The sequence below is a fragment of the Undibacterium sp. GW821-FHT11B02 genome (genome assembly GCF_058808955.1).
In genome coordinates this window covers 535621-561935 of record NZ_JBXASD010000001.1, presented here as the reverse complement: position 1 = coordinate 561935, position 26315 = coordinate 535621, and the positions used below count along the sequence as shown (strand labels likewise).

Below are 26315 nucleotides of genomic sequence, written 5' to 3'. Positions count from 1 at the left end.
AGCGAGTTTCGGATCTTCCCATTTTTTGTACCGCATAAACGGGGACCCCGAAGGGGCAGCGACGCCACGGGCGCCTTCTTTGGCTTACTTTTCTTGGCAAGACAAGAAAAGTGAGTAGCTGTCGGGCTACCCCCGACCTGCAATCGCAACACCGTGAGCATGGTAATTAAATGAGTTAGCGTTTAAAGAGCAATTCTTTAATGATTTCAAGTTAGTATCAGTACTAAACAAGACAATGCAATTGAACAAGAAAGCTTGATTTCCTTAACGCAAACCATTTAATTAACACCCAACCCGGAGCCCTCTCATGTCCCCCATGCAAACCCTCTGCCCTCACCCCATCATCCAGGCCCCCATGGCCGGTGGTACCACCACGCCCGAACTGGTGGCTGCAGTGTCGAATGCCGGTGGCCTGGGCTCCCTCGCGGCCCCCTTGCTGACGCCACTGGCCATCATAGAACAGGCTGAACACATCAGAAGACTGACGGACAAACCCTTTGCCATCAACCTGTTCGTACAAACCCGGCCACAGGTCGATATTGCGGCACTGGAAGCGGCCAAGTTATTGCTGCAGCCGGTATGCCAGGAATTGGGTTGGGACACGCTGCCGACACCGACACGCTGGTGTGAAGACTTTGAAGAACAACTGGATGCCCTGATCACGGCGCGCCCGGCGGTTGCCAGCTTTACTTTTGATGTATTGCACGGCAGCCAGCTGCAACGCCTGCATGATGCTGGCATATTGGTTGTCGGTACCGCCACTAATGTGCAGGAGGCCATCGTCTGGCAAGCCATGGGTGCGGATGCGGTCTGTTTGCAAGGCGTGGAAGCTGGTGGTCATAGAGGTACCTTTATCGGTGCTCAAAAAGATTCAACCTTGAGGCTGTTCGCGCTGCTGGAGGCATGCAAACCGCATATCCATGTACCGTTGATTGCAGCAGGCGGCATCATGGATGGCAAACAGATCAAACAGGCACTGCAGGCGGGGGCGCAATTAGTGCAGATGGGGACGGCATTCCTGACGACGAAGGAATCAGCCATCCACCCGGCCTATAAACAGCGCTTGCTGGAAAACAGCAGCGATACCACACGACAGACCCGTGCTTTTTCCGGGCGTATTGCGCGTGGCCTGGATAACCATTTTATGCAGGCTATGGCAGCAGTCGCCGACAAGGTGCCGGCTTACCCGATACAGAATGCCTTGACTGGTGCCATACGGGCAGCAGCGGCAAAAGCAGGCAACACTGACCTGATGTCGATGTGGGCTGGCCAGGGTGTGGCGGCAGCAAGAGATTTGACAGTAGCTGAGCTGATGACAACCCTGCTTGCTGAAATGCAGGATTAACGAAAAATAAGGAAAACAGTATGGAAGCAGCAGGACAATACGATTACATCGTCATCGGTGCCGGTACGGCTGGTTGCGTGCTGGCGAACCGTCTGAGCAAGAACCCGGACAACAAAGTCTTGCTGATCGAGGCGGGTGGTAAGGATGATTATGTGTGGATACATATCCCGGTTGGTTACCTGTACTGTATCAATAATCCGCGTACCGACTGGATGTTCCGCACCGAGGCTGAAGCAGGTTTGAATGGCCGCAGCCTGATCTATCCACGTGGCAAGGTATTGGGTGGTTGTTCCTCCATTAATGGCATGATTTATATGCGTGGCCAGGAAAGGGATTACCAGCAATGGGCAGACCTGACGGGTGACGACAGCTGGCGCTGGGATCAGGTTTTGCCGCTTTTCAAACTCAGCGAAGACCACTATAGCGGCAATGCAGAATTTCATGGCAGTGGCGGTGAATGGCGGGTGGAAAAACAAAGGTTGTCATGGGAAATCCTGGATGCCTTCCGCGAGGCGGCAGCAGAGGTTGGCATACCAAAAAGTGATGACTTTAACCGTGGCAACAACGAAGGTTGTGGTTATTTCGACGTTAACCAGAAACGTGGTGTGCGCTGGAATGCATCCAAGGCGTTCTTGAAACCGGCAGCGGACAGACCCAACCTGACCATCATGACTGGTTGCCAGGTACAAAAACTTTGTATCAAGGATGGCGAACAGGGCAAGCGTTGTGCAGGAGTGGAATTTGTCGGAGGTGGCCGTAGCTGGTTCGCCGAGTCCATGAAAGAAACTGTGCTGGCGGCAGGGGCCATAGGTTCACCGCAGATACTGCAATTGTCAGGCATTGGTGATGGCAGCCATTTGCAACAGGCCGGTGTTGCTGTGGTGCATGAATTGCCGGGTGTCGGTGGCAATCTGCAAGATCATTTGCAGATCCGTTCTGCATTTAAAATCAGTGGCGCAAAAACCCTCAACAAGATGGCCAATAGCCTGCTGGGCAAGGCGCGCATAGGTTTGGAATATGCCTTGTTCCAGAGTGGCCCGATGTCGATGGCACCATCGCAACTGGGGGCATTTACCCGTTCAGATGCCAGCCAGCTTACACCCAACCTGCAATACCATGTGCAGCCTTTGTCACTGGAAAAATTTGGTGACCCTCTGCATGATTTCCCGGCGTTTACCGCCAGTGTGTGCAATCTGCGCCCGACTTCACGCGGCCATGTGCGGATTGCCAGCAATGATGCATCTGCAGCGCCAAAAATCGTGCCGAATTACCTGACGACACCAGAAGACCGCAAGATAGCGGCAGATTCCCTGACGTTGACGCGCAAGATTGTCGCTGCACCATCCCTGCAAAAATATACGCCTGAAGAAATGAAGCCAGGCGCACAGTTCCAGACGGAAGAAGAACTGGCCAGGGCCGCTGGTGACATAGGGACGACGATTTTTCACCCGGTCGGTACTTGCAAAATGGGCCGTATCAACGATACTGGGGCAGTGGTCGACAGTGCTTTGCGGGTAATTGGCATAGCGGGTCTGCGCGTGGCTGATGCTTCTATTATGCCGACTATAACCTCAGGTAATACCAACTCACCAACTGTGATGATTGCAGAGAAGGCGGCGAGGAGTATATTGGGCGCCTGAAAGAAGTTAAAAAGGGGGATTTTTCTGGCTGGGAACAGGGCGTGCGGACCCCTATAGTAGTTATACCGTATTGTTTAGATATCGGTTTGCTGGGTACTATAAAAAGCTAATATAAAAAACTTCCACATTCCATATATTAAGGAAGTGTTGTCGCGTTGGACTAATAACCATAAGCCAGACAATAAGGAGAAGAGATGACCGACGTCATCCTGGAGACAAAGCGCTTGACCAAAGAGTTCAAGGGCTTCACTGCTGTAAGCGATGTTAATTTGCAGGTACAGCGTGGGCATATCCACGCCCTGATCGGCCCTAACGGTGCCGGCAAGACTACCTGTTTCAATTTGTTGACCAAATTTCTTGTCCCGACTTCGGGACAAATCCTGTTCAATGGCAGCGATATTACCTCGGCCAAACCGGCTCAGATCGCCAGGCAGGGGATCATACGGTCATTCCAGATTTCAGCTGTTTTCCCGCACCTGACGGTGATGGAAAACGTGCGCATAGGCTTGCAAAGAAAGCTGGGCACATCTTTCCATTTCTGGAAAAGCGAACAATCGCTGAACCAGCTGAATGCCCGCGCCATGGAATTGTTGACCGAGGTTGATCTGACTTCTTTTGCCGATACCGTTACCGTGGATTTGCCGTATGGCCGCAAGCGTGCGCTGGAAATTGCTACTACGCTGGCCATGGAACCCGAGATGATGCTACTGGATGAACCTACTCAGGGCATGGGTCATGAAGATGTACATCGCGTGACAGAGCTCATCAAGAAGGTGTCGGCTGGCCGCACCATCCTCATGGTGGAACACAATATGAGTGTGGTGTCCGGTATTTGTGACAAGATCTCGGTGCTGCAGCGAGGTGCCATGCTGGCAGAAGGTACGTATGCCGAAGTGTCGACCAATCCCAAAGTCATGGAAGCCTATATGGGTAGCACCAGTGGCGAACTGGAAGGAGCGCACGCATGAGCGCTGCAAATAATGCCGCACTGGAAATTACCGGCCTGCAAGCCTGGTATGGCGAATCACATATCCTGCATGATGTGAACCTGAAGGTGAACCAGGGCGAAGTCGTGACCATACTAGGGCGCAACGGTGCCGGGCGCACCACCACCATGCGTGCCATTGTTGGTCTGACTGGTGCACGCAAGGGCTCGATCAAGATCAATGGGCAAGAGGCGATACACCTGCCAACCCACAAGGTGGCCCATCTGGGCGTTGGCTATTGCCCGGAAGAACGGGGGATATTTTCGTCCTTGTCCACAGAAGAAAACCTGATGTTGCCTCCGTCTGTGTCGAAAGATAACAAGGGTATGTCGGTGGCAGAAATTTATGAGATGTTTCCCAATCTGGCAGAACGTAAAAACAGTCAAGGCACGCGCCTGTCGGGCGGTGAACAACAGATGCTGGCGGTGGCGCGTATCTTGCGCACGGGTGCCAGGTTGTTGTTGCTGGATGAAATTTCCGAAGGCCTGGCGCCAGTCATTGTGCAGACGCTTGCGCGCATGATCACGACACTGAAAGCCAAGGGGTATACCATCGTCATGGTCGAACAGAATTTCCGCTTTGCTGCTCCGCTGGCGGACAGGTTTTATGTCATGGAACACGGGCAGATCGTCGAAAGTTTTGCAGCTGCGCAACTGCAGGAAAAAATGCCGGTCTTGAATGAGTTGTTGGGTGTGTAGGTAAATTGGGCAAACTGCAGTGCCGTCCCGGTGCCGCAGATCAAATAATAAGTGATTGGAGAAGACGCATGAATACAAAGTTCGCAAAATTCGCAACGTCAGCGAAATTGAAAGCAACAAGTCTTGCTGTAACCGCCGCACTGGCTGGCTTTGCAGTGAATGCCAATGCGCAGGTTTCTGGTGATGTGGTCAAAATCGGTTTCATCACTGATATTTCCGGTCTGTATTCTGATATCGATGGTAAAGGCGGTGCTGAAGCCATACGCATGGCAATTGCTGATTTTGGTGGTACGGTACTGGGCAAGAAAATTGAACTGGTTACTGCCGATCACCAAAACAAAGCAGATATCGCCTCTGCCAAAGCACAGGAATGGTTTGACCGTGACGGCGTCGATATGTTGATTGGTGGTACCAATTCAGGTACCTCTTTGTCCATGTCCAAAGTGGCCAATGAAAAGAAAAAAGTCTTTATCTCCATCGGTGCAGGCTCTGCCCGCCTGACCAATGAAGAATGCACCCCACATACCATTCACTATGCGTATGACACGGTGGCGCTGGCCAAAGGCACAGGTTCTGCGGTTGTCAAACAGGGTGGCAAGAGCTGGTATTTCCTGACCGCCGATTATGCGTTTGGTGCATCGCTGGAAAGTGATACCGCCACCGTGGTGAAAGCCAACGGTGGTACGGTGGCAGGGTCGGTCAAACATCCTTTGTCAGCTTCTGATTTCTCTTCTTTCCTGTTGCAGGCACAGGCATCCAAGGCGCAGATTTTGGGTCTGGCCAATGCTGGTGGTGACACCATCAATGCAGTCAAGGCAGCGAATGAATTCGGCATTACCAAGACCATGAAACTGGCTGGTTTGCTGATGTTTATCAATGACATTCATTCCCTGGGCCTGAATGCCACTAGCGGCATGTACTTGACCGATAGCTGGTACTGGAACCAGAACGAAGAAGCACGCAAATGGTCGCGTCGCTATTTTGAAAAAATGAAAAAAATGCCGTCCAGCCTGCAGGCCGCTGATTACTCTGCCACCCTGACTTACCTGAATGCGGTCAAGGCTGCCGGTTCTGATGATACCGTCAAAGTCCTGGCAAAACTGAAGAGCATGAAGGTCAATGACATGTATGCCAAAAACGGTTATATCCGTGGTGACGGCAGCATGATCCATGACATGTACCTGATGCAGGTGAAGTCGAATGCCGAATCCAAAGAGCCATGGGATTATTACAAGGTGGCACAGACTATTCCGGGTGAACAGGCATTTACTACCAAAGCCGAATCCAAATGCGCCCTCTGGAAATAATTGAAATCCAATTCTCGGGCGCATAGCGGCGTTGCAAAGCCTCGCAATACTAAAGTATTGCTATGTTTTGCGCCTTGCTCTGCATTCCGATAATTGAATTTCAAAATTGCCGTTGTTTTACTTACGTGAAGCATCCTTTAAAAAGGATGCTTCGACTTTGTAGAAATTGAAGTTCTCTTAGTCAGATGGACAGGAAGAATGAACAGAGTTTGCCAATAAGAATTGCTCTTCTCTGTGTCTCCGTGTCTCTGTGTTGAGAGGTCTTTCCCCTTTTCACCCACCCGTGCATCATCGGGTCATTTTATATAGAGTGCCATGGAAATATTTGGTATTCCGCTACAGGCGATGCTAAGTCAGCTTTTGCTGGGCTTGGTTAACGGCTCGTTTTACGCGATGCTGTCTCTTGGGCTGGCCGTGATTTTCGGCTTGCTGAATGTAATCAACTTTGCTCACGGCGCGTTGTACATGATGGGGGCTTTCCTCGCATGGATGGGCATGAATTATTTTGGCATCAATTATTGGGTGATGCTGATCGCTGCGCCTTTGCTGGTCGGCCTGTTTGGCGTCATCATAGAAAAGACCATGCTGCGTTGGTTGTACAAGCTGGATCACCTGTATGGGCTGTTGCTGACTTTCGGTATCACCCTGCTGCTGGAAGGTTTGTTCCGCTCAGTGTATGGCGTATCGGGCCAGCAGTATTCGGTGCCTGAAGCACTGACAGGGGCGACCAATCTGGGTTTCATGATCCTGCCGAATTACCGGGCCTGGGTGGTGGTGGCCTCGCTGGTGGTGTGCTTTGCCACCTGGTTTGTGATTGAAAAAACCAAGCTCGGTGCCTACCTGCGTGCCGGTACCGAAAACCCCAAACTGGTGGAAGCATTTGGTGTCAATGTGCCGCTGATGGTGACCCTGACCTACGGCTTCGGCGTGGCACTGGCGGCCTTTGCCGGTGTGCTGGCAGCACCTGTGATACAGGTGTCGCCACTGATGGGCTCCAACCTCATCATCACCGTCTTTGCCGTGGTGGTGATTGGTGGCATGGGTTCGATTCTGGGCTCGATATTGACCGGTCTTGGGCTGGGCATTATCGAAGGGCTGACACGGGTGTTTTATCCTGAACTGTCGGCCACCGTGGTGTTTATCGTCATGACGATTGTGCTCATGATCCGCCCTGCCGGTCTGTTCGGTAAAGAAAAATAAGGGAGCACCTATGATGAATAAAAAAATTGGATACGGTATCGCTTTTGCGTTGTTGCTGGCAGCACCGTTTGTTGTGTATCCCGTCTTCCTGATGAAGCTCTTGTGCTTTGCGCTGTTTGCCTGCGCTTTCAATTTGCTCATTGGTTTTACCGGCTTGCTGTCGTTTGGGCATGCGGCGTTTTTCGGTGGTGCCGGTTACATCACAGGTTGGGCATTGCGCGATGCTGGCTTGCCGACTGAACTGGGTATCTTGCTTGGGGTAGGGGCTGCGGCGCTGATCGGTTTGCTGATGGGCATGCTGGCGATACGGCGGCAGGGCATTTACTTCACCATGATCACGCTGGCCCTGGCGCAGATGCTGTACTTTGTATTTTTACAGGCCAAGTTCACGGGGGGCGAAGATGGTTTGCAAGGCATACCGCGCGGCAAGCTGCTGGGCATGATTGATCTGACAGTGGACCTGAATCTGTATTATCTGGTGCTGGCGATTGCCATCGCCGGCTTTGCCATCATCATGCGTACGGTGCATTCTCCATTTGGCCAGGTATTGAAGGCAGTCAAGGAAAATGAGCCACGTGCGATTTCGCTCGGTTATGACGTGGATAAATACAAATTGCTGGCCTTTGTCTTGTCTGCCGCCCTGGCTGGCCTGGCTGGTGCCACCAAAACGCTGATATTCAGCTCAGAGACGCTGACGGACGCACACTGGTCCATGTCTGGCCTGGTGGTCTTGATGACCCTGGTGGGCGGTCTGGGCACGCTGGTAGGCCCTATCGTTGGTGCCGTCATCATCATCGCCCTGGAAAACAAATTGGGCGAGCTCGGCAACCTGCTGGCAGATGTCACGACCATAGAATGGTTTCGCGGTATCGGGGATTCCGTCACTATCGTTACCGGCTTGATTTTCATCGTCTGCGTGCTGGCTTTCCGGCGCGGGATCGTGGGTGAGCTGATTGCTTTTGTCGGGCGGACTCCTAAGACTAAGGCCGGTTGATTTTAGAAGCTTGGCTATGCAAGCCCCGCAATGTAAATTGCGGGGCTTTTGTTTTGTTGCTCGAGGATTTATTTATGCAAGAATGCGAACACAGATATTATTTTTTAATTGATACTCTTTTCCCATGATAGCCCCAGCTTTTATAGATGATCTTAGCGTTGACTACTGGTATGACGATGGCTACCAATTTTCTATGCATACTTTGCAAAATTTTGACGAGTGTGAATGGCAAGAACTCTCAGTTCTTTGGAGTTCGCAAAGCATAGAATGGCAAGAGAGACTTGCGTATATTCTGGGAGATGGTGCTGTAGTGCGCGAAGCAAACTTGTTGATCAATATGTTTTTCCTGGCAGACAAACAAGTATCTTTGGGAGCCGCAGAAAGTTTGCGTGACATGGACTTTATGCTGATCAAACAGGCAGTGCAGTGTTTGACATATGGTGACTCTCTATCCATCGAACTTGCAAAATGCAAAAGCACCAATGAAGTGCTGGAGATGCTTGCACAAGCTGCGGGTTTTAACAAAAAGCGATAACAATAAATCGACGACTTATTTTCTGAGGCAAGAGAAATTGTTTGTCTTACTTGCTTTACCTGCATTCGTTACACAGGCTTGTGCTGAACTCACGCTATTTTGTTGCGGGACTTTTCTCCGACGCTGCTGATTTATGCCAGAATATGCTTTCCATCATTCACCTGTTTCAACTATGAACCAAGCCACCTGGTCTGCTGTTGACAATTATTTCTGTGACACCCTGATCCCCGACGACACGACGCTGACGCAGGCGCTGGCGGACAGTGATGCTGCCAGTTTGCCGCAACATCATGTGGCACCCAACCAGGGCAAGTTTTTGCACCTGCTGGTCAAGATGCAGGGTGCACGCAAGATACTCGAATTTGGTACCCTGAGCGGCTACAGCACCATCTGGCTGGCGCGCGCCCTGCCGGAAGGTGGTCGTGTCATTACGCTGGAAGCGAATCCGCAGGCGGCAGCAATCGCTGCGGCAAATATCGCCAGGGCAGGGGTGTCGCATCTGGTCGATATCCGTATCGGCAAGGCACTTGATACCTTGCCTTTACTGGAACAGGAAGGCCTTGGCCCTTTCGACTTCATTTTTATTGATGCCGACAAACCGAATAATCCGCATTACCTGGAATGGTCGCTGAAGCTGTCACGTCCGGGTACCGTCATCATCGGTGACAATGTAGTGCGCAATGGCGCGGTGGCTGATGCGGAAAGTCAGGATACCAATGTGCAAGGTGTACGCCGCTTCTTTGAACTGATGGCCGCTAACCCGCGTTTGTCAGCGACTGCCATACAGACTGTGGGCAGCAAAGGCTTTGATGGGTTTTCCATGGCTGTTGTTACGGCCTGAACTGGAATCGCAGCTTGCTGTTGTTTAATTCTTTGCCCGGAAACTCCAGCTTGAAACAGATGCTATTTTCCCGCGAAAGATAAGTCACACTGGCCGCGCCATGATGCAGTTGCATGATGGCGCGGACGATGGATAAACCCAAGCCATTTGATTCTGTGTACACACTGCGTGACGCGTCACCGCGATAAAATCGGTCGAACATGCGGTCAGTATCCACAGGCATTGAGGCATCACATTGATTGGTGACAGAAATGGTGCCAGCCGCTTCATTTTGCCCACTGATCAACTGGATTGTCGTACCGGATTTGCCATAGCGTATGGCATTCAATACCAGGTTGTTGATGGCGCGGCGCCACATGATGAGATTGGCAAAAATACTGCCATTTGCCATGACATCAAAACGCATCTGCCTTTCTTCTGCCAAGGGTTCGAAATACTCGACGATCTTTTCCAGTTCAGTCACTACATCAATTTCTACCTGGTCAGCGACGACGGCTTCCTGGTCGGCATTCGCGAGAAACAAGATGTTTTCTATGATGCGTGCCAGGCGGGATAATTCTTCTACATTGGATTCCAGCAGTTGCTCATATTCTGCCTCGCTTCTGGCTTGGCGCAGGGCGACCTGTGACTGGCCCATCATGATGTTGACGGGGGTACGCACTTCGTGGGCAAGATCAGCAGAAAACTGGTTCAGATGCTGGTAGCCTTTTTCCAGCCTGTCGAGCATGGCATCAAAGGCCCGTGTCAGTGAACGGAATTCTGGAGGGGCGTCTTGCATGCCAAAGCGCACGGACAATTTTGCCGGTGTGATCTCTGCCGCTTTGTCATGCATGAGTTTGATTGGCCGCAGACCACGCCGCAAGATGATAAAAGCCAGTGCCGTGGTCAGCAGGGCGGTCAGGGCGACGGCGGCCATGATGCTATACAGGTAGGTGGACAGCACCCTGGTTTCCTGTGTCATGACATAGGCGGCGGTGATCTCTATCGTATCCTTGTTGGTACCCAGCATCGCCAGCGCTGACACCCAGCGCACACGCACGCCATCGTCTGCTTGCCCGGTGCGCAGGGTGCCTATACTGATGGTTGTTCCTACCGGCACGGCAGACATGGCTGGCGGGGTCAGTTTGCCCGGGTTCACCTGTATAAACGGCGCGTCACCAACGCGTTTGAAAATGCGCACATCCTGTTCATTGCCGAGCATGCTTTCGAACAAGCCTGGGCGCTCTTCCATCTGCTTGATGTCGTACAGGTCATGGAAGAGACTGCGGAAGTGTTCCACCCTGCCTATCAGGGTGTAGTCGGCGCGCATTTCCATGGCTTGCCTGACCGAGGCATACAGGTAGAAACCCAGTCCGGCCATGACCAGACAGGCCACCAAGCCAAATAGCGCAGCGACCCGGTAGCGCAGTTCCCAGTTGTTCCAGAACTTCATGGCTGGTCCGAAAACATATAGCCTATGCTGCGCACGGTGTGTATGAGTTTTTGTTCAAAGGGCGCGTCGATTTTTGCACGCAGGCGTTTGACCGCCACATCGACGACATTGGTATCACTGTCAAAGTTCATGTCCCATACCTGGGATGCAATCACCGAACGGGACAGGGCTTCACCCTGTCGTTTGATGAGCAAGTGCAGCAACATGAATTCTTTTTTGGTCAGTACGATCTGTACACCTTGCCGCGTAACCTTGTGTTTGATGGCATCAAATTGCAAATCGCCGATCTGGAAGATGTCGGCATCACGGGTATCCCTCGCTACACCACGCCGCAGTATGGTGCGTACACGCAACAGCAGTTCGGCAAATGAAAATGGTTTGACCAGATAATCATCGGCACCCAGTTGCAGGCCTTTAATCTTGTCGTCGAGATGGTCTTTGGCGGTCAGGAAAATCACAGGTACATCACGCTTCGCCCTGAGAGCACTGATCAGTGTCCAGCCATCCATGCCCGGCATCATCACGTCCAGAATAATCAGTTCATGCTCGCCTTCCAGTGCCAGGTGCAATCCATCGATGCCGTTGCGTGTCAGGTCCACTGTATAGCCGGATTCCTGAAAACCCTTCTTCAGGTAATCACCGGTTTTTTGATCATCTTCAATGACTAGAAGGGTCATTTGTATTCCTGTTCTGCACATATTCTGCGATTGATTTTACATCCTGACCCGCCATCACAGGATGACAAATTTGTCATCCAAAAGACATGAGAATTTCAGTATCGGTCTTCTAAGATGCGAGTCAGTTTTCAATTATTAAGGAGGTTTTTCATGCGCAACTCCACTTTTAAATTCAAGTACTGTTGGCCTGCGATAGGCAGGTTGACGGCGGTAATCTTGCTCAGCCTGTCCGTCACCGCTGCCAGCGCTCAGGAAACACATCATCATCACGGTACTGGCGCGACTTCAGATCCATTGCCAGTGTTTGTTGCCAGCACCGCGAAGTCTTTCGCCAAGCTTATGGAAGACGCCATGGCCGTTATGGATGACGGTATGCAGCAAGCATTCATGAATGGAGTATCGGAACATGATTTCATCACCATGATGATCCCGCATCATCAGGGTGCGGTGGATATGGCGAAAGGCATGCTGCTGTACACCGAAGACCCGGAAATCCGCAATCTGGCACTGGGCATTATCACGGAACAGCAAAACGAAATACGCTTGATGCAAGCGTGGCTGAAACATCATGCTGATGTGTCAGAAAAGAAATAAATCCTTTCCCCATTTTAAAATCAATCTCATGAAAAATACCTCTTATCTATTGGCCGCTGCTGCAATGGGCTTGCTATTGCCATCCGCGCATGCCTTGCCTCCTGCACAAGACCGGGTGTACACGGCGGACCAGAACAGTAATACAGTGTCTGTCTTCAATCCCGCCACGAATTCCCTGGTTGGGCAGATTCGCCTGGGCAATGCACGTCCGGACGTGCTGTCGCCTTTGTACAAGGGGCAGATCAATGTGCACGGTCTGGGCTTTTCTCCGGATCATAAAACCTTGCTGGTGATTTCCAATGGCTCGAATGCGGTGAGCTTTATCGACACTGCTACCAACATGGTTAAAGGCACAAGCTATGTGGGCCGTTCACCACACGAAGGTTTCTTTAGCGCGGATGGCAAAGAAGTCTGGGTGGTCGTGCGTGGCGAAGATTATGTGTCGGTGATAGACCCTGTCAGTTTCAAGGAAACCCGCCGTATCCAGACCAGCCTTGGTCCGGGCATGGTGCAGTTTCATCCAGACGGGAAATTGGCTTTTGTCGTTTCCAGTTTTACTGCTGCAGTTGATGTAGTAGACGTTAAGTCGCATGAAGTGATCAAGAAGATTCCTGTCGTCAGCCCGTTTTCACCTTTCCTGCAATTCACGCCTGATGGCCGCGAAATCTGGATGACACATAAGGATGTGGGTAAGGTTACGCGCATCGATACCAGGACACTGGAAGTCATCGGTGTGTTTGATACAGGCTTTATTACCAACCATATTGCCTTTGCTAAAGTCGGCGGAAAAGTCCTGGCCTATGTGAGCATAGGTGGCGAGAATGTGGTCAAGGTCTATGCGACCGACAAGAATGCAGAACTGCTGGCGACGATTGCTACCGGGGCTTTACCGCATGGGATCTGGACTTCTGATGACAGCAGCCATGTGTATGTCGGTCTGGAAAATGGTGATGGGGTGGAAGTCATCGATACTGCCAACAACAAAGTGATTGCTCATATGGGTGGCGGCCAGGCACCGCAGGCACTGGTGTACTTGTCCCATGTGCTGGAAAGCGGCGACGGCAGTACCAATCTGCTGCCGCGTGGAAATGGCGAATCCAGCAATATCCGTTTGCAGCCAGTCAAAGGTGATGCCCGTGGCTTTGTGGTCTTACGCAACCTGGGTGTGGTCGATGCGCTGGAAGTGTCGCTGTTCAAGCTCAAGGCGGCAACTACTTATAGCGTGTACGTGAATGGGCAAACCAGTGTCAGTGGTGTGTTCAAGACGGATGCGAAGGGTGCAGTGAACGGCACGATGATAGGGCCGGTCAGGGAGTTGGCTGCCGCAGATGGAAAAAGTGCTGGCAACATTAATCACATTGTCGTTATGGAAGGCAGTGCGCCGGTTGACAAGGCGAATGCGGTGTTGCTTGATTCAATCTGACGCTTAGGGACACTTAGGAAGTAAGGCCAGATGCTTTTCATGCGGCATCCGGCCTTACACATTCTGCTTTACAAAGCCGCTGCGTAAATTGCCCGCGCATCTTCCTTCGTCACTTCACGTGGATTATTCCCCAGCAAGCGCGTTTGCAGCATGGCGTCGCTGGCGAGTTGATCCAGGTCTTTTTCTGTAACGCCAACCTGGCTCAGGCGGGTTTCTATGCCGACTCTTACAGCGAGGTCTTCCATGGCCTTGATCATGGCGTGGCAACGTTGCTCGGCAGTGCCTGTGGCTTCTGGCGCGATGATGGCGGCCAGTTCTGCGTACAGGTCGGACGCGTGGCTGGCATTGAAACGCAGTACATGCGGCAAGACCAGGGAATTCGACAAGCCATGCGGTACATGGAATATGCCACCTACCGGATAAGCCAGCGCATGCACAGCGGCGCAGGGGGCATTGGCAAAGGATTGGCCTGCCAGCATGGCACCCAGCAACATGGCTTGCCTTGCTTCCAGGTTGCTGCCGTTGGTGCAGGCTTCGTCGATGTTATTCCACAGTAACTTCAAAGCCTGCACAGCCAGCATGTCGGACAGCGGATTCTTTTTATGCTTTGTTGTATAGGCTTCTATCGCATGCACCATGGCATCGATGCCGGTGGCAGCGGTGACCTTGGCTGGCAAGCCTGTGGTCAGTTGCGCATCAAGGATGGCGATGTCGGCATACAGTTGTGGTGCGACCACACCCATCTTGGTGGTGGCACCGGTGGTGACGATAGAGATCGGGGTCACTTCAGAACCTGTACCCGCCGTGGTTGGGATTTGTATCAGTGGCAGACGCTTGCCTTTGATGTTGCCTATGCCATACATGGTGGACAGGCTTTGATCGCTGCCAGCCAGAATGGCGATGAGTTTTGCCACGTCCATGGAGCTGCCACCACCCAGACCGACCACAAGTTCAACCTGCAAGTCACGTGCATTGCCAACTGCTTGCAAGACGATTGCTTCTGGCGGATCGGCAATCACGTCGGAGAAAATACTGACTTTAATTCGTTCCGTTTCCAGGCTGTCAATGACAGCTTGGACCAAGCCGGTACGCAGGAAACCGGCATCGGTCACCAGCAGTACATGCTGAATCGCTGGAAATTCCTGGCGTATGATTTTGCCCAGGCGCGTTGCTGCACCGGTTTGGCTGATCAGGCTAGGGACGGTTCTGAATTCAAAGTCGTTCATATTTATTTCATTTTCATTTAGTTCGTTGGAAGAATCTCTACCTTAGCACATGCCGACATTTTCTATTTGTCCAGCAGTTTCAGGTCCCGCATCCAGTCGGCGTACAGGCTGGTCCAGCTGCGGATGCTGCCGCTGGCAGGTGTCATGCCAAAGCCGTGGTCGCCGCGACGGAATGCATGTAGTTCGGCCTGGGCACCGGCTTCCAGCAATTGCTGATATATCTTGGCGGCAACCACTGGCACTGCTTTGGGATCATCGGAGGCGTGGACGATAAATACCGGCGGGGTGTTCTTGTTCATCTTTGGTATTTTGCCGCCAGGCAAGCCGGTATACACCAGGGCGATAAAGTCTGCCCGGTTGCTGGCTTGCTCTACTGTGTCGACGGCGCTGGCATCACCCTCATTCTGGTCCATCAACAATTGCAAGGCCATGATGCCGCCGGCCGAAAAGCCGAGTACACCTATCTTCTTGCTGTCGATTTTCCATTCGTTCGCGTGCTGGCGTAGTACACGCATGGCGCGACTGGTGTCCACCGTCAGGGGCAGGATGGATTTCCAGCTACGGTCGCCGTCAGGTGCCAGCGTACGGTATTTCAGTACGGCCGCGGTAATGCCCTGGGCATTCAGCCATTGCGCTGCTTCTGCACCTTCCTTGTCTATACAGACATAACGGAAGCCACCACCTGGCACCACCAGTACGGCGGCACCGGTAGCCTTCTCGGCAGGAGCTGGGTAGATCGTCAATGTAGGTTTGCTGACGTAGCTGATGTATCTGTCCAGTCGGCCAGTTTCATGCCTGTCTTCGGCTGTTTCTGCATGCTCATGTTGCAGGCCGGGTGTACCGTTTTGCCACAAGGGAATTTCAATTTGAGCTTGTGCAGAGCAGGTGTTGCTGAGGAAGATCAGACTGGCAAAGAGGGACGACAGGCAAATTTTCATTGTTAATTCCTGGTTGGGAAAAGCAGTGTAAGCCGGCAGGGTCAGGCAGATTGGGCGAGCCGGTTTTGCATGTTGTCTGATTTGTAGTGGCTAGTCAAATAGGCAGCGTGCCTTGATAACTGTTATGGCTGTGGCTGTACCTTGTTGGCTTTGGCAGGCTTCTGTATAAGTTATCTGTGCGATGGTGGTGTGCTGCTGTAGTGCTCTTGCCATCCTGCATTAGGGCTTTTAAAACAAATCAAACAAACTCAAATATGGATATTTTTCTTTTAGCGCTGGCGGCTTTTTTCGCTGGCTTCGTGGATTCGATAGTCGGTGGTGGTGGACTGATACAGGTGCCAGCCTTGTTTTCTTTCATGCCCGGAACGGTGCCTGCGACACTATTAGGTACCAACAAGATGGCTGGCATCTGGGGGACGACCGTGGCGGCTGCACGTTACATGAAAACAGTTCGCTTGCGCTGGGCCATGGTGGCACCGGCAGCTTTGATGGCGTTTCTGTTTTCCTTTGCTGGTGCCTTCCTGGTTACGCACATACCGCCGACGTATTTGCGCAAGGCTTTACCTTTTATTTTGCTGGGCGTTGCCATCTATACTTTCAAGAAAAAGGAGTTCGGTGCTGATAACAAGCCTGTATTTGTTGGGTCGAAAGAGATCTATATGGCTATGTTGGTAGGGGCAGGGATAGGTTTCTATGATGGGTTCTTTGGCCCTGGCACTGGGAGTTTCTTCATGTTTTTGTTCGTGCGTATCTTTGGTTATGACTTTCTGCGGGCATCTGCTGCGGCCAAGGTATTGAATGTGGCGTGCAATACAGCTGCCCTGATCTGGTTTGGGTACAGTGGCCACGTTCTGTGGGGCCTGGGTTTGACGATGGCAGTATGTGGAGTAGGAGGCTCAATAATAGGTAGTCATTTGGCAATAAAACATGGAACGTCTTTTGTCCGGAAGATGTTTCTGGGTGTGGTAGTTGCCCTTATCTGTAAGACCACCTATGACGGCTTCTTCAAGTGAACTGTTTCACGTGAAACAATCGTAAAAGTAAAAATGGGGCTTCGGCCCCATTTTTTATGTCTTGATGCCTGTGTTTCACGTGAAACACAGATCTAAATAAAAAGAGAATCTTTAGTTGATCAAAGCTTTGCTCGCAAAACAAACTATAATCGTGCCTCCCAGATCCAAGTTTCTCAGAAATCCATCATGTTTTATCCTAAAGAATTCGATGTCATCGTCGTCGGCGGTGGTCACGCCGGTACTGAAGCCGCCCTGGCTGCCGCTCGTATGGGGCAGTCCACCCTATTGTTGACCCACAATATTGAGACCCTTGGTCAGATGTCTTGCAATCCGTCCATAGGTGGGATAGGCAAGGGTCATCTGGTCAAAGAGGTTGATGCCATGGGAGGTGCCATGGCGATTGCCACGGATGAGGCCGGCATACAATTTCGAATCCTGAATTCATCCAAGGGTCCGGCTGTACGTGCTACCCGTGCCCAGGCTGACCGCATATTGTATAAGCAAGCGATACGCAGTCGCCTGGAAAATCAGCCTAATCTGTGGTTGTTCCAGCAGGCTGTCGATGACTTGCTGGTTGAAGGTAACCGCGTTGTCGGTGCCGTGACCCAGGTTGGCATCAAGTTCCGTGCGCGTGCAGTGGTGTTAACGGCTGGTACTTTCCTGGATGGGAAGATCCATGTGGGCTTGAATAACTACTCAGCAGGCCGTGCTGGTGACCCGCCAGCGATATCCTTGTCTGCCCGTTTGAAAGAATTGGCCCTGCCGCAGGGTAGGTTGAAGACAGGTACACCGCCACGTATTGATGGCCGCAGCATTGATTTTTCATTGATGCAAGAGCAGCCGGGTGACCTGGACCCGGTGCCGGTATTCTCATACATGGGCAATACCAGTATGCACCCGCGGCAGTTGCCATGCTGGATTACCCATACCAACGAAAAAACCCACGATATTATTCGTGCTGGTCTGGACCGCAGCCCCATGTACACCGGTGTGATTGAAGGGGTGGGGCCAAGGTATTGCCCATCGATAGAAGACAAAATACACCGCTTCGCCAGCAAAGAATCACACCAGATTTTCCTGGAGCCAGAAGGTCTGACCACGAATGAGTTTTATCCTAACGGTATCTCTACCAGCCTGCCGTTTGATGTGCAGCTGGATCTGGTGCGTTCCATGCGTGGTATGGAAAACGCCTACATCCTGCGCCCCGGCTATGCAATTGAATATGATTACTTTGATCCACGCGGTTTGAAATCATCTCTGGAAACCCGCCAGATCGAAGGTCTGTTCTTTGCAGGTCAGATTAATGGTACGACCGGTTATGAAGAGGCAGCTGCGCAAGGCATGTTGGCTGGTCTGAATGCGGCACTGAAAACTCAGGGCAAAGAAGCCTGGGTGCCTCGCCGTGATGAAGCTTATCTGGGTGTGCTGGTAGATGACCTGATTACCAAGGGTGTGCAAGAACCTTATCGCATGTTTACCAGTCGTGCTGAATTCCGCCTCAGTCTGCGTGAAGACAATGCTGATATGCGCCTGACCGAGATAGGCCGCCAGCTGGGTTGTGTCAGCGATGCGCAGTGGCAGCAGTTTGAAGAAAAGCGTGAAAGTGTTTCACGTGAAATGGAAAGGCTGCGCTCGACCTGGGTCAACCCGCGCATTCTGGCTGATGTGGAAGCAGAGCGCGTGATAGGCAAAGCTTTGGAACGTGAATATTCCCTGGCTGATTTGCTACGTCGTCCACAAGTGACCTATGAAAGCCTGATGAGTTTGCAAGGTGTGGAAGGGCAGGCGCTGGCCGGGCCAGGTGTGGTCGATCCGCATGTACGCGAACAGGTGGAGATACAGGTCAAATACGCAGGTTATATAGACAGGCAGGCCAAAGAGGTTGAACGCCACGTGCATTTTGAAAACCTGAAAATGCCGGTCGGGTTTGATTACATGGAAGTAAATGGTCTTTCCATCGAAGTCAGGCAAAAGTTGAATAAACACCAGCCTGAAAGCCTGGGCCAGTGTGGCCGTATTTCTGGCGTGACACCGGCGGCGATTTCCCTGCTTTTGGTCCACCTGAAAAAACGTGGTTTTAAAGAGTTCATGGTAAATACCGATGTTTTAGTCGAGGGTCAGGTGGAATGATTCACGTGGAACATACACTGACAGACATGCTTAAAAGCGGTATCCAGGAATTACAACTGGATATCTCAGATGCCCAAATAGATAAAATGATTGCATATTTGTCATTATTGTCAAAATGGAATTCTGTTTATAATTTGACAGCTATTCGTGATCCCAAGGAAATGGTCAGGCAACATCTGCTGGATTCGCTGTCGGCTGCCCCTGCCTTCAAGGATGCCAAAAATGTGCTGGATGTGGGGGCAGGTGGTGGCTTGCCCGGCATGATGCTGGCCATTACCTATCCGGACATCAAGATTTCCATGATCGATACTGTCAGCAAAAAGACGGCTTTCCTGACCCAGGCGAAGACTGAGTTGGGTCTGAAAAACGTGACTGTGCATACCGGCAGGGTAGAAGCCCTGCAGGTGAAAGACAAATTTGATGTCATCACCTCGCGAGCTTTTTCCGAACTCTGTAATTTCATCAACTGGTCGGGTCATCTGCTGGCAGATGGCGGCCAGTTTATTGCCATGAAAGGCGTGGCCCCGAATCAGGAAATTGAACGTCTGCCCACAGGCTGGCAGGTAGAAAAAATACAGCCCTTGACAGTGCCCGGCTTGCAAGCTGAACGGCATCTCGTCTTCATCAAGAAAACCCTGGCTCCGGCTTGAATCAACGGAAATCCCTTATGGCAAAAATATTTTGTGTTGCAAATCAAAAAGGTGGCGTTGGCAAAACCACGACCACTGTTAATCTCGCCGCAGGGTTGGCGCAACTCGATCAACGTGTCTTACTGGTTGATCTCGATCCCCAGGGTAATGCCACCATGGGGGCAGGTATCAACAAGGCCAAACTGACGGCATCCATCTATGAAGTTTTGCTGGGCATGTCGGATGTGACAACGGCTAAATTACGTTCCGAATCCGGTCGTTTCGATGTCTTGCCAGCCAATCGTGAGCTGGCCGGCGCCGAAGTTGAAATGGTTTCCCTGGATAACCGCGACAAGCGCCTGCGTGAAGCGCTGGCCAAGGTCAATGACGACTATGACTTCATTCTCATCGATTGTCCGCCTGCCTTGTCTTTGCTGACCCTGAATGGTTTATGTGCTGCGCATGGGGTGATCATTCCCATGCAGTGTGAATACTATGCGCTGGAAGGCTTGTCTGACCTGGCCAATACCATCAAGAAAGTCTCGGCCAACCTGAACCCTGACCTGAAAATTGTCGGTTTGCTGCGCGTGATGTTTGACCCGCGCATGACCTTGTCGCAACAAGTGTCCGATCAGCTGGAGCAGCATTTCGGTGACAAGGTGTTCAAGACCCTGATCCCGCGTAACGTTCGTCTGGCAGAAGCACCATCTTACGGTATCCCCGGTGTGGTGTTTGACCCCACATCCAAGGGGGCCCAAGCGTATATCGCTTTTGGCGCGGAGATGGTGGAAAGAATTAAACAACTGGAAAAATAAGTATGTCGATCAAAAAACAAAAAGGCCTGGGCCGCGGCCTTGACGCCTTGCTTGGCAACGCCGCCGACTTTGCAGAAGCGGTACCAACCGTCACTGGTGCGCCTACCAGCCTCAACGTGGCCCATATGCAGGCCGGTAAATACCAACCCCGTACCCGTATGGATGAGGGCGCGCTGGCCGAGCTAGCCGCCTCCATCAGGGCGCAAGGTTTGATGCAACCCATCCTGGTTCGGCCAGTAGGGCAAAACAATGGCGTAACCCGTTACGAAATCATTGCCGGCGAACGCCGTTTCCGCGCTTCCCAAATGGCTGGTCTGGAAGAAGTGCCGGTACTGGTCAAGGACGTGGATGACCAGGCCGCCGCCGCCATGGCCCTGATTGAAAACATCCAGCGTGAAGACCTGAACCCGTTGGAAGAAGCCCAGGGCATACACCGGTTGATTACGGATTTTTCTTTCACCCATGAACAAGCGGCCAATGCTGTGGGCCGTTCACGCAGTGCGGTGTCGAACCTGTTGCGTCTGCTGAACCTGGCGAAACCGGTACAGACCATGTTGATGGCAGGTGATATCGACATGGGGCATGCGCGTTCTCTGCTGGTGACCGATGCTGCCACCCAGATACAGCTGGCCAATCAGATTGTTGCCAAGCGCATGTCAGTACGTGAAGCAGAAAAGTTGGTGGCAAAAACCACGGCAGAAATGAGTGCCACCGGCAAGCCGCGTGACAAGGCAGAAAAATCACGTGACATCACCCGTCTGGAAGAAGAGTTGTCCGACTTGCTGGCGACTCAGGTCAGTCTGAAAATGGGTAGCAAGGGCAGGGGACAGATGCTGATCGATTTTGCTGATTTGGATAGCCTGGACGGCATCATCCTGAAAATACGCGGACAGTAAAAAGACCAGACCCATGCAGATACTGATTTTACCCGGACTGTACAACTCCGGCCCCGGTCACTGGCAAACGCGCTGGGAGGCCGAATTGCCAAATGTAAAAAGAGTGGAACAGCAAGACTGGGATCACCCTCAGAAGGATGCATGGGTCGCCACCTTGTCAGCCGCCATCAATGCGACCAACGATGACGTGGTACTGGTAGCCCATAGTCTGGGTTGTGCCACAACCGCCTGGTGGCTGGCATCTGGCATGCCGGGTGTGCTGAATAACAACAAAGTCAAAGGCGCGCTGTTGGTGGCACCGCCGGATGTGGGCCGGGCAGATTTTCCTGCTCCCAGTTTTAGTCCCATGCCCCGGATAAGCTTCCCGTTTCCGCTTATCGTTGTCGCATCCAGTGATGACCCATGGTGTGACTTGTCACTGGCGCAAGATTGGGCAAAAGACTGGGGTGCGGACTTGCACCTGATTGGTGCGAAAGGACATGTCAATGGCGAATCCGGCCTGGAAAGCTGGAAGCAAGGACAGGACTGGCTGAGCGCGCTAATTGCAAAAAAGTCACAATAATAAAAAGCACCAAAATGTCTCATATTGATGCGCCGCATCAAACGTTTGACGATATAACGCACTACCACGTATAATTCCGTGGTTTTGATAGGCGAGGATTTGCGCTGCCTGGTTATATCGTGGCAAGCCAGACAAATTCAACTGCCATGTTGGTAAATATTAGGACTTACACAAAATTGTCCCCCGCAAGACCACGCAAAGACGACTGCGTATCAGTCGGGCTTGTGGCTTGATAAAGCCGGAGAGGTTTTGTGTCAGTCCTGGATAAATGAGGAAAGCATGACACGCATCATACTGCTGCAACTGGTGGCAGCGCTGGTCGCGGGCTTGCTGGCTGGAATTTTTGGCAATATTTCTTACGGACTTTCTGCCCTGTTTGGGGGATTGTCCTGTGCGATTCCAAATGCCTTATTCGCGTTGCGCCTGACCATGAGCGCCCGGAGGCCCGGAGGAGCAAATCCGATGAGTTTTTTCATCGGGGAATTTTTCAAGATTATATTGACGATCGCGCTAATGGCTGCGGTTGTCTTCTGGTACCACGATGTCAACTGGCCGGCCTTTTTGATCGCCTTCATCGTCGTACTGAAAAGCTATTTCATTTTACTCTTTAGGCACTGATCATGAGCTCAGCTGAACAAGTCACTCCGTCAGAATATATAGCCCATCACCTCGGGCATTTGACTAACCATGGCCACACTGCACAAACGTCTTTGTGGGACATGTCTTATATTAACGTTGATACAGTTATCTGGTCAGTATTTTGTGCTGTATTGGCAACGGTCGTCATGTTTCTTGCTGCCCGTAAAGCAACTTCCGGTGTGCCTGGCCGTTTCCAGTGTGCGGTAGAGATGCTCATCGAAATGGTTGATAACAATGCCAAGAACATTGTTCATGGCAACACCAGCTTCATCGCTCCTATGGCGCTGTCGATCTTCGTCTGGGTTTTGTTGATGAATTCCCTGGATTTCCTGCCAGTGGACTTGTTCTCACAATGGTTGTTCCCGGTGTTGGGCCTGAATCATGAAATGCCACATCGCGTTGTACCGACTGCTGACTTGAATGGTACCTTGGGTATTTCCATCGGCGTATTTGGTCTGATGATGTACTACAGCTTCAAGATCAAAGGCGTAGGCGGCTTCATCAAGGAATTGTTCAGCGCACCGTTCGGTCCTATGCTCTTCCCTTTCAATCTGGCATTGAATCTGGTTGAATACGCTGCGAAAACTTTCTCGCTCGGTATGCGGCTGTTCGGCAACATGTTTGCTGGCGAATTGTTGTTCCTGTTGATTGCGGCTTTGCTGGGTGCTTCCGATTCCATCTTCGGCGGTATTGGTCATCTGGTTCTGGGTTCTGCCTGGTCCATCTTCCACATCCTGATCGTACCTCTGCAAGCGTTCATTTTCATGATGCTGACTCTGGTGTACATGGGTCAGGCGCACGAAGCGCATTAATTAAGTTTTGAAGTTTCAGGTTTTTTGGTTTTAGTTTTTTGATTTTGGTATTTTAATTTTAACTTTCAAGGAGTTTTCTCATGACTAACGTCGCTTTCGTTGCATTGGCTTGTGGTTTGATCATCGGTTTGGGCGCTTTGGGTGCTTGTATCGGTATCGCTATGATGGGTGGTAAATATCTGGAAGCGTCTGCACGTCAACCAGAATTGATGGAAAAACTGCAAGGTAAAATGTTGTTGCTGGCTGGTCTGATCGATGCTGCGTTCATTATCGGTGTTGGTATCGCCATGTTCTTCGCAACAGCTAACCCATTCAAAGGCTAATAGCTTTCCTTTTTCTACCGCAGGCCCAGCGCCTGCGGAACGATTAATTTGATAAGGAAACTAAAGTGAATCTGAATCTATCCATGTGGTATCAGGCAGGGGTGTTTATCATCCTGGCCTTGTTTACTGCGAAATTCATCTGGCCACCAGTGATCGGTGCGATTGATGAGCGCATGAAGCGCATTGCAGACGGTTTGGCTGCAGCTGACAAAGGCAAAGCAGAAATGGTTGCCGCTGAAAAGCGTATACAAGCTGAAATGGCAAAAGCTGGTGAAGAAGGCAAAACACATATCATCAACGCAGAAAAACGCGCTGCTCTGATCATTGAAGAAGCCCGCAACACTGCTGCTGCCGAAGCTGCCCGTATTATCGCTGCTGCAAAAGCTGATGCTGATAATCAAGTGACTCAAGCACGTGAAGAATTGCGCGACCAGGTTGCCACTCTGGCAGTCAAAGGCGCAGAACAAATTCTGAAACGTGAAGTCAACGCATCTGCTCACGCTGATCTGTTGAACCAACTGAAAACCGAGCTGTAATCATGGCCGAACTCGCAACGATCGCTCGTCCTTACGCAGAAGCGCTGTTTCGTGTTGCCCAATCCGGTAACCTGTCCGCCTGGTCGGAACTGGTTGCCGAGATGGCACAGGTAGGTGCGCATCCCGATGTACAAGCTCTTGCACACAACCCCAAAGTCTCGGCTGATCAAAAAGCTGAGATTTTCTTGTCTGCGATCAAATCTCCAGTGACTGCTGAAGCGAAAAACTTCATCAATACACTCGCTGACTACGACCGTTTGACTTTGTTGCCTGAAATCGCTTTCCAGTTTCATGCTCTGAAAAACGCCCTCGAAGGCGCTGCAGATGCTGAAGTGACTAGCGCATTTGACATGTCGGCAGCTCAGTTGAGCGAGCTCTCAGTGCTCTTGGAAAAGAAATTTGGCCGCAAGTTGCACCCTACAGTCAAAGTGGATTCCACTTTGATCGGTGGTGTACGCATCGTGGTTGGTGATCAGGTGCTCGACACGTCGGTACGCGCGAAGCTGCAGAAAATGCACGTCGCCCTGACCGCGTAAGAACGTAATAAATATTAGGAGTTAGTATGCAACTCAACCCATCTGAAATCAGCGAGTTGATCAAGAGCCGGATTCAAGGCCTTGGCGACACAGCTGAGATTCGCAATCAAGGTACGGTTATCTCCGTTACCGACGGTATCTGCCGCATTCACGGTCTGTCTGACGCGATGCAAGGCGAGATGCTGGAATTCCCAGGCAACACATTTGGTCTGGCGCTGAACCTGGAACGTGATTCCGTTGGTGCCGTTATTCTGGGTGACTACGAACACATTTCCGAAGGCGATACAGTCAAATGTACCGGCCGTATTCTGGAAGTGCCTATCGGTCCTGAACTGCGTGGTCGTGTCGTTAACGCGCTGGGTCAGCCTATCGATGGCAAAGGTCCTATCAATGCAAAACTGTCCGCGCCGATCGAAAAAATCGCGCCTGGCGTTATTGCACGTCAATCCGTTTCTGAACCTATGCAAACTGGCCTGAAGTCTATCGACTCCATGGTTCCGGTTGGTCGTGGTCAGCGCGAATTGATCATTGGTGATCGTCAAACTGGTAAAACAGCTGTTGCAATCGATGCCGTGATCAATCAAAAAGGTCAAAACGTTACTTGTATCTATGTAGCGATTGGTCAAAAAGCTTCTTCCGTTAAAAACGTTGTGCGCGCTCTCGAAGCCCACGGCGCAATGGAATACACCATCGTTGTTGCTGCCACTGCTGCTGAATCTGCAGCGATGCAATACGTATCCGCTTACTCCGGTTGCGCGATGGGTGAATACTTCCGTGACCGCGGTCAAGATGCACTGATCATTTATGATGATCTGTCCAAACAAGCTGTTGCTTACCGTCAGGTTTCCCTGTTGCTGCGCCGCCCACCAGGCCGCGAAGCTTACCCAGGTGACGTATTCTATTTGCACAGCCGTTTGCTGGAACGTGCAGCACGCGTTAACCCAGACTACGTTGAAGCTTTCACCAAAGGTGAAGTTAAAGGTAAAACAGGTTCTTTGACAGCATTGCCTATCATTGAAACCCAGGCTGGTGACGTTTCTGCTTTCGTTCCTACCAACGTAATTTCGATTACTGACGGTCAGATCTTCCTGGAAACATCCCTGTTCAACGCCGGTATCCGTCCAGCGATCAACGCTGGTATCTCGGTTTCCCGCGTTGGTGGTGCTGCGCAGACCAAGGTTATCAAAAACCTGTCCGGCGGTATCCGTAATGACTTGGCGCAGTATCGTGAATTGGCAGCGTTTGCCCAGTTCGCTTCTGACCTCGATGAAGTGACACGCAAGCAGCTTGATCGTGGTGCCCGCGTGACTGAATTGTTGAAGCAAGCTCAATATGCTCCACTGTCTATCTCCCTGATGGCCGTTACTCTGTTCTCCGTGAACAAAGGCTTCCTGGATGATGTACCGGTCAAGCAAGTGCTGGCATTTGAAGCAGGCGTGCACAATTTCATGAAAACGAGCCATGCAGCATTGCTGCAGAAGATCGAAGAAACCAAGCAACTGGACAAAGATGGCGAAGCTGCCATGGCTGCCGCAATTGCTGATTTCAAAAAATCCGGCGCCTATTAATTTACTGTAGCTAGAAGGAG

General features: G+C 51.5%; 27 protein-coding genes. 23 read left to right on the top strand and 4 right to left on the bottom strand.

The features are described from left to right. The first annotated feature begins 307 nt into the window (after positions 1–307). From AC1RVX_RS02410 to AC1RVX_RS02370, 9 genes are all read left to right on the top strand, one after another. The gene (locus AC1RVX_RS02410; protein WP_493214969.1) at positions 308–1345 is read left to right on the top strand and encodes an NAD(P)H-dependent flavin oxidoreductase; all 1038 of its coding nucleotides are present in this window, start codon (positions 308–310) and stop codon (positions 1343–1345) included. Between the two features lie 20 nt (positions 1346–1365). Then, complete coding sequence (locus AC1RVX_RS02405; RefSeq protein WP_493214968.1) at positions 1366–2985, top strand: GMC family oxidoreductase; 1620 nt, start codon at positions 1366–1368, stop codon at positions 2983–2985. A gap of 194 nt (positions 2986–3179) precedes the next feature. Further along, positions 3180–3953, top strand: coding sequence for an ABC transporter ATP-binding protein (locus tag AC1RVX_RS02400; protein ID WP_493214967.1), 774 nt, complete (start codon positions 3180–3182; stop codon positions 3951–3953). Continuing rightward, complete coding sequence (locus AC1RVX_RS02395) at positions 3950–4669, top strand: ABC transporter ATP-binding protein (RefSeq protein WP_493214966.1); 720 nt, start codon at positions 3950–3952, stop codon at positions 4667–4669. Before AC1RVX_RS02400 ends, AC1RVX_RS02395 begins: the two co-directional genes overlap by 4 nt. A gap of 68 nt (positions 4670–4737) precedes the next feature. After that, positions 4738–5976 (top strand): ABC transporter substrate-binding protein, encoded by a 1239-nt coding sequence (locus AC1RVX_RS02390; protein WP_493214965.1) that lies wholly within the window; start codon positions 4738–4740, stop codon positions 5974–5976. A 315-nt stretch (positions 5977–6291) separates the two neighbouring features. Beyond that, the gene (locus AC1RVX_RS02385) at positions 6292–7176 is read left to right on the top strand and encodes a branched-chain amino acid ABC transporter permease (RefSeq protein WP_493214964.1); all 885 of its coding nucleotides are present in this window, start codon (positions 6292–6294) and stop codon (positions 7174–7176) included. A 13-nt stretch (positions 7177–7189) separates the two neighbouring features. Next, positions 7190–8170: a branched-chain amino acid ABC transporter permease gene (locus AC1RVX_RS02380; protein WP_493215155.1), complete on the top strand. Its 981-nt coding sequence runs from the start codon at positions 7190–7192 to the stop codon at positions 8168–8170. Between the two features lie 124 nt (positions 8171–8294). Then, positions 8295–8705 carry a hypothetical protein gene (locus AC1RVX_RS02375; protein WP_493214963.1) on the top strand — a complete coding sequence of 137 codons (411 nt, stop codon included), beginning with the start codon at positions 8295–8297 and terminating at the stop codon, positions 8703–8705. A 172-nt stretch (positions 8706–8877) separates the two neighbouring features. After that, on the top strand, positions 8878–9546 hold the full coding sequence (locus tag AC1RVX_RS02370; protein WP_493214962.1) for an O-methyltransferase: 669 nt from the start codon (positions 8878–8880) through the stop codon (positions 9544–9546). Here AC1RVX_RS02370 and AC1RVX_RS02365 read toward each other — a convergent pair. Further along, complete coding sequence (locus tag AC1RVX_RS02365) at positions 9536–10978, bottom strand: heavy metal sensor histidine kinase (protein WP_493214961.1); 1443 nt, start codon at positions 10976–10978, stop codon at positions 9536–9538. The two genes, AC1RVX_RS02370 and AC1RVX_RS02365, sit on opposite strands and share 11 nt — an antisense overlap. Continuing rightward, the gene (locus tag AC1RVX_RS02360; protein WP_493214960.1) at positions 10975–11655 is read right to left on the bottom strand and encodes a heavy metal response regulator transcription factor; all 681 of its coding nucleotides are present in this window, start codon (positions 11653–11655) and stop codon (positions 10975–10977) included. Before AC1RVX_RS02360 ends, AC1RVX_RS02365 begins: the two co-directional genes overlap by 4 nt. 150 nt (positions 11656–11805) lie before the next feature. Between AC1RVX_RS02360 and AC1RVX_RS02355 the strand changes: the two genes are divergently transcribed. Then, the gene (locus AC1RVX_RS02355; RefSeq protein WP_493214959.1) at positions 11806–12249 is read left to right on the top strand and encodes a DUF305 domain-containing protein; all 444 of its coding nucleotides are present in this window, start codon (positions 11806–11808) and stop codon (positions 12247–12249) included. Positions 12250–12277: 28 nt separating this feature from the next. After that, positions 12278–13672, top strand: coding sequence for a YncE family protein (locus tag AC1RVX_RS02350; RefSeq protein WP_493214958.1), 1395 nt, complete (start codon positions 12278–12280; stop codon positions 13670–13672). A 68-nt stretch (positions 13673–13740) separates the two neighbouring features. Here AC1RVX_RS02350 and AC1RVX_RS02345 read toward each other — a convergent pair whose 3' ends face one another. Both AC1RVX_RS02345 and AC1RVX_RS02340 read right to left on the bottom strand, forming a co-directional pair. Next, a complete protein-coding gene (locus AC1RVX_RS02345) occupies positions 13741–14898 on the bottom strand; it encodes an iron-containing alcohol dehydrogenase (RefSeq protein ID WP_493214957.1) in 1158 nt (385 codons plus the stop codon). A 62-nt stretch (positions 14899–14960) separates the two neighbouring features. Beyond that, on the bottom strand, positions 14961–15836 hold the full coding sequence (locus tag AC1RVX_RS02340) for an alpha/beta hydrolase (protein WP_493214956.1): 876 nt from the start codon (positions 15834–15836) through the stop codon (positions 14961–14963). Between the two features lie 254 nt (positions 15837–16090). Here AC1RVX_RS02340 and AC1RVX_RS02335 point away from each other — a divergent pair, with 254 nt between their 5' ends. The 12 genes from AC1RVX_RS02335 (at position 16091) to atpA (ending at position 26295) form a co-directional block, all read left to right on the top strand. Then, positions 16091–16849 carry a TSUP family transporter gene (locus AC1RVX_RS02335; protein ID WP_493214955.1) on the top strand — a complete coding sequence of 253 codons (759 nt, stop codon included), beginning with the start codon at positions 16091–16093 and terminating at the stop codon, positions 16847–16849. A 186-nt stretch (positions 16850–17035) separates the two neighbouring features. After that, positions 17036–18979 carry a tRNA uridine-5-carboxymethylaminomethyl(34) synthesis enzyme MnmG gene (gene mnmG, locus AC1RVX_RS02330; protein WP_493214954.1) on the top strand — a complete coding sequence of 648 codons (1944 nt, stop codon included), beginning with the start codon at positions 17036–17038 and terminating at the stop codon, positions 18977–18979. 26 nt (positions 18980–19005) lie between these two features. Continuing rightward, positions 19006–19629: a 16S rRNA (guanine(527)-N(7))-methyltransferase RsmG gene (gene rsmG, locus AC1RVX_RS02325; RefSeq protein ID WP_493215154.1), complete on the top strand. Its 624-nt coding sequence runs from the start codon at positions 19006–19008 to the stop codon at positions 19627–19629. Positions 19630–19646: 17 nt separating this feature from the next. After that, the gene (locus AC1RVX_RS02320) at positions 19647–20423 is read left to right on the top strand and encodes a ParA family protein (RefSeq protein WP_493214953.1); all 777 of its coding nucleotides are present in this window, start codon (positions 19647–19649) and stop codon (positions 20421–20423) included. A 2-nt stretch (positions 20424–20425) separates the two neighbouring features. Then, the gene (locus AC1RVX_RS02315) at positions 20426–21319 is read left to right on the top strand and encodes a ParB/RepB/Spo0J family partition protein (protein WP_493214952.1); all 894 of its coding nucleotides are present in this window, start codon (positions 20426–20428) and stop codon (positions 21317–21319) included. A 13-nt stretch (positions 21320–21332) separates the two neighbouring features. After that, positions 21333–21881 (top strand): RBBP9/YdeN family alpha/beta hydrolase, encoded by a 549-nt coding sequence (locus tag AC1RVX_RS02310; protein ID WP_493214951.1) that lies wholly within the window; start codon positions 21333–21335, stop codon positions 21879–21881. Between the two features lie 279 nt (positions 21882–22160). Next, positions 22161–22499, top strand: a complete 339-nt coding sequence (locus AC1RVX_RS02305) for an ATP synthase subunit I (protein WP_493214950.1) — start codon at positions 22161–22163, stop codon at positions 22497–22499. Positions 22500–22501: 2 nt separating this feature from the next. Beyond that, a complete protein-coding gene (gene atpB, locus AC1RVX_RS02300; RefSeq protein ID WP_493214949.1) occupies positions 22502–23332 on the top strand; it encodes a F0F1 ATP synthase subunit A in 831 nt (276 codons plus the stop codon). Between the two features lie 80 nt (positions 23333–23412). Continuing rightward, positions 23413–23655, top strand: coding sequence for a F0F1 ATP synthase subunit C (atpE, locus tag AC1RVX_RS02295; RefSeq protein WP_110254369.1), 243 nt, complete (start codon positions 23413–23415; stop codon positions 23653–23655). A 65-nt stretch (positions 23656–23720) separates the two neighbouring features. Beyond that, positions 23721–24191 carry a F0F1 ATP synthase subunit B gene (locus tag AC1RVX_RS02290; protein ID WP_493214948.1) on the top strand — a complete coding sequence of 157 codons (471 nt, stop codon included), beginning with the start codon at positions 23721–23723 and terminating at the stop codon, positions 24189–24191. 2 nt (positions 24192–24193) lie between these two features. After that, entirely contained in the window at positions 24194–24727 is a 534-nt protein-coding gene (locus AC1RVX_RS02285; protein ID WP_493214947.1) for a F0F1 ATP synthase subunit delta, read from the top strand. Between the two features lie 26 nt (positions 24728–24753). Beyond that, the gene (atpA, locus tag AC1RVX_RS02280) at positions 24754–26295 is read left to right on the top strand and encodes a F0F1 ATP synthase subunit alpha (protein WP_162044016.1); all 1542 of its coding nucleotides are present in this window, start codon (positions 24754–24756) and stop codon (positions 26293–26295) included. Positions 26296–26315: the final 20 nt, after the last annotated feature.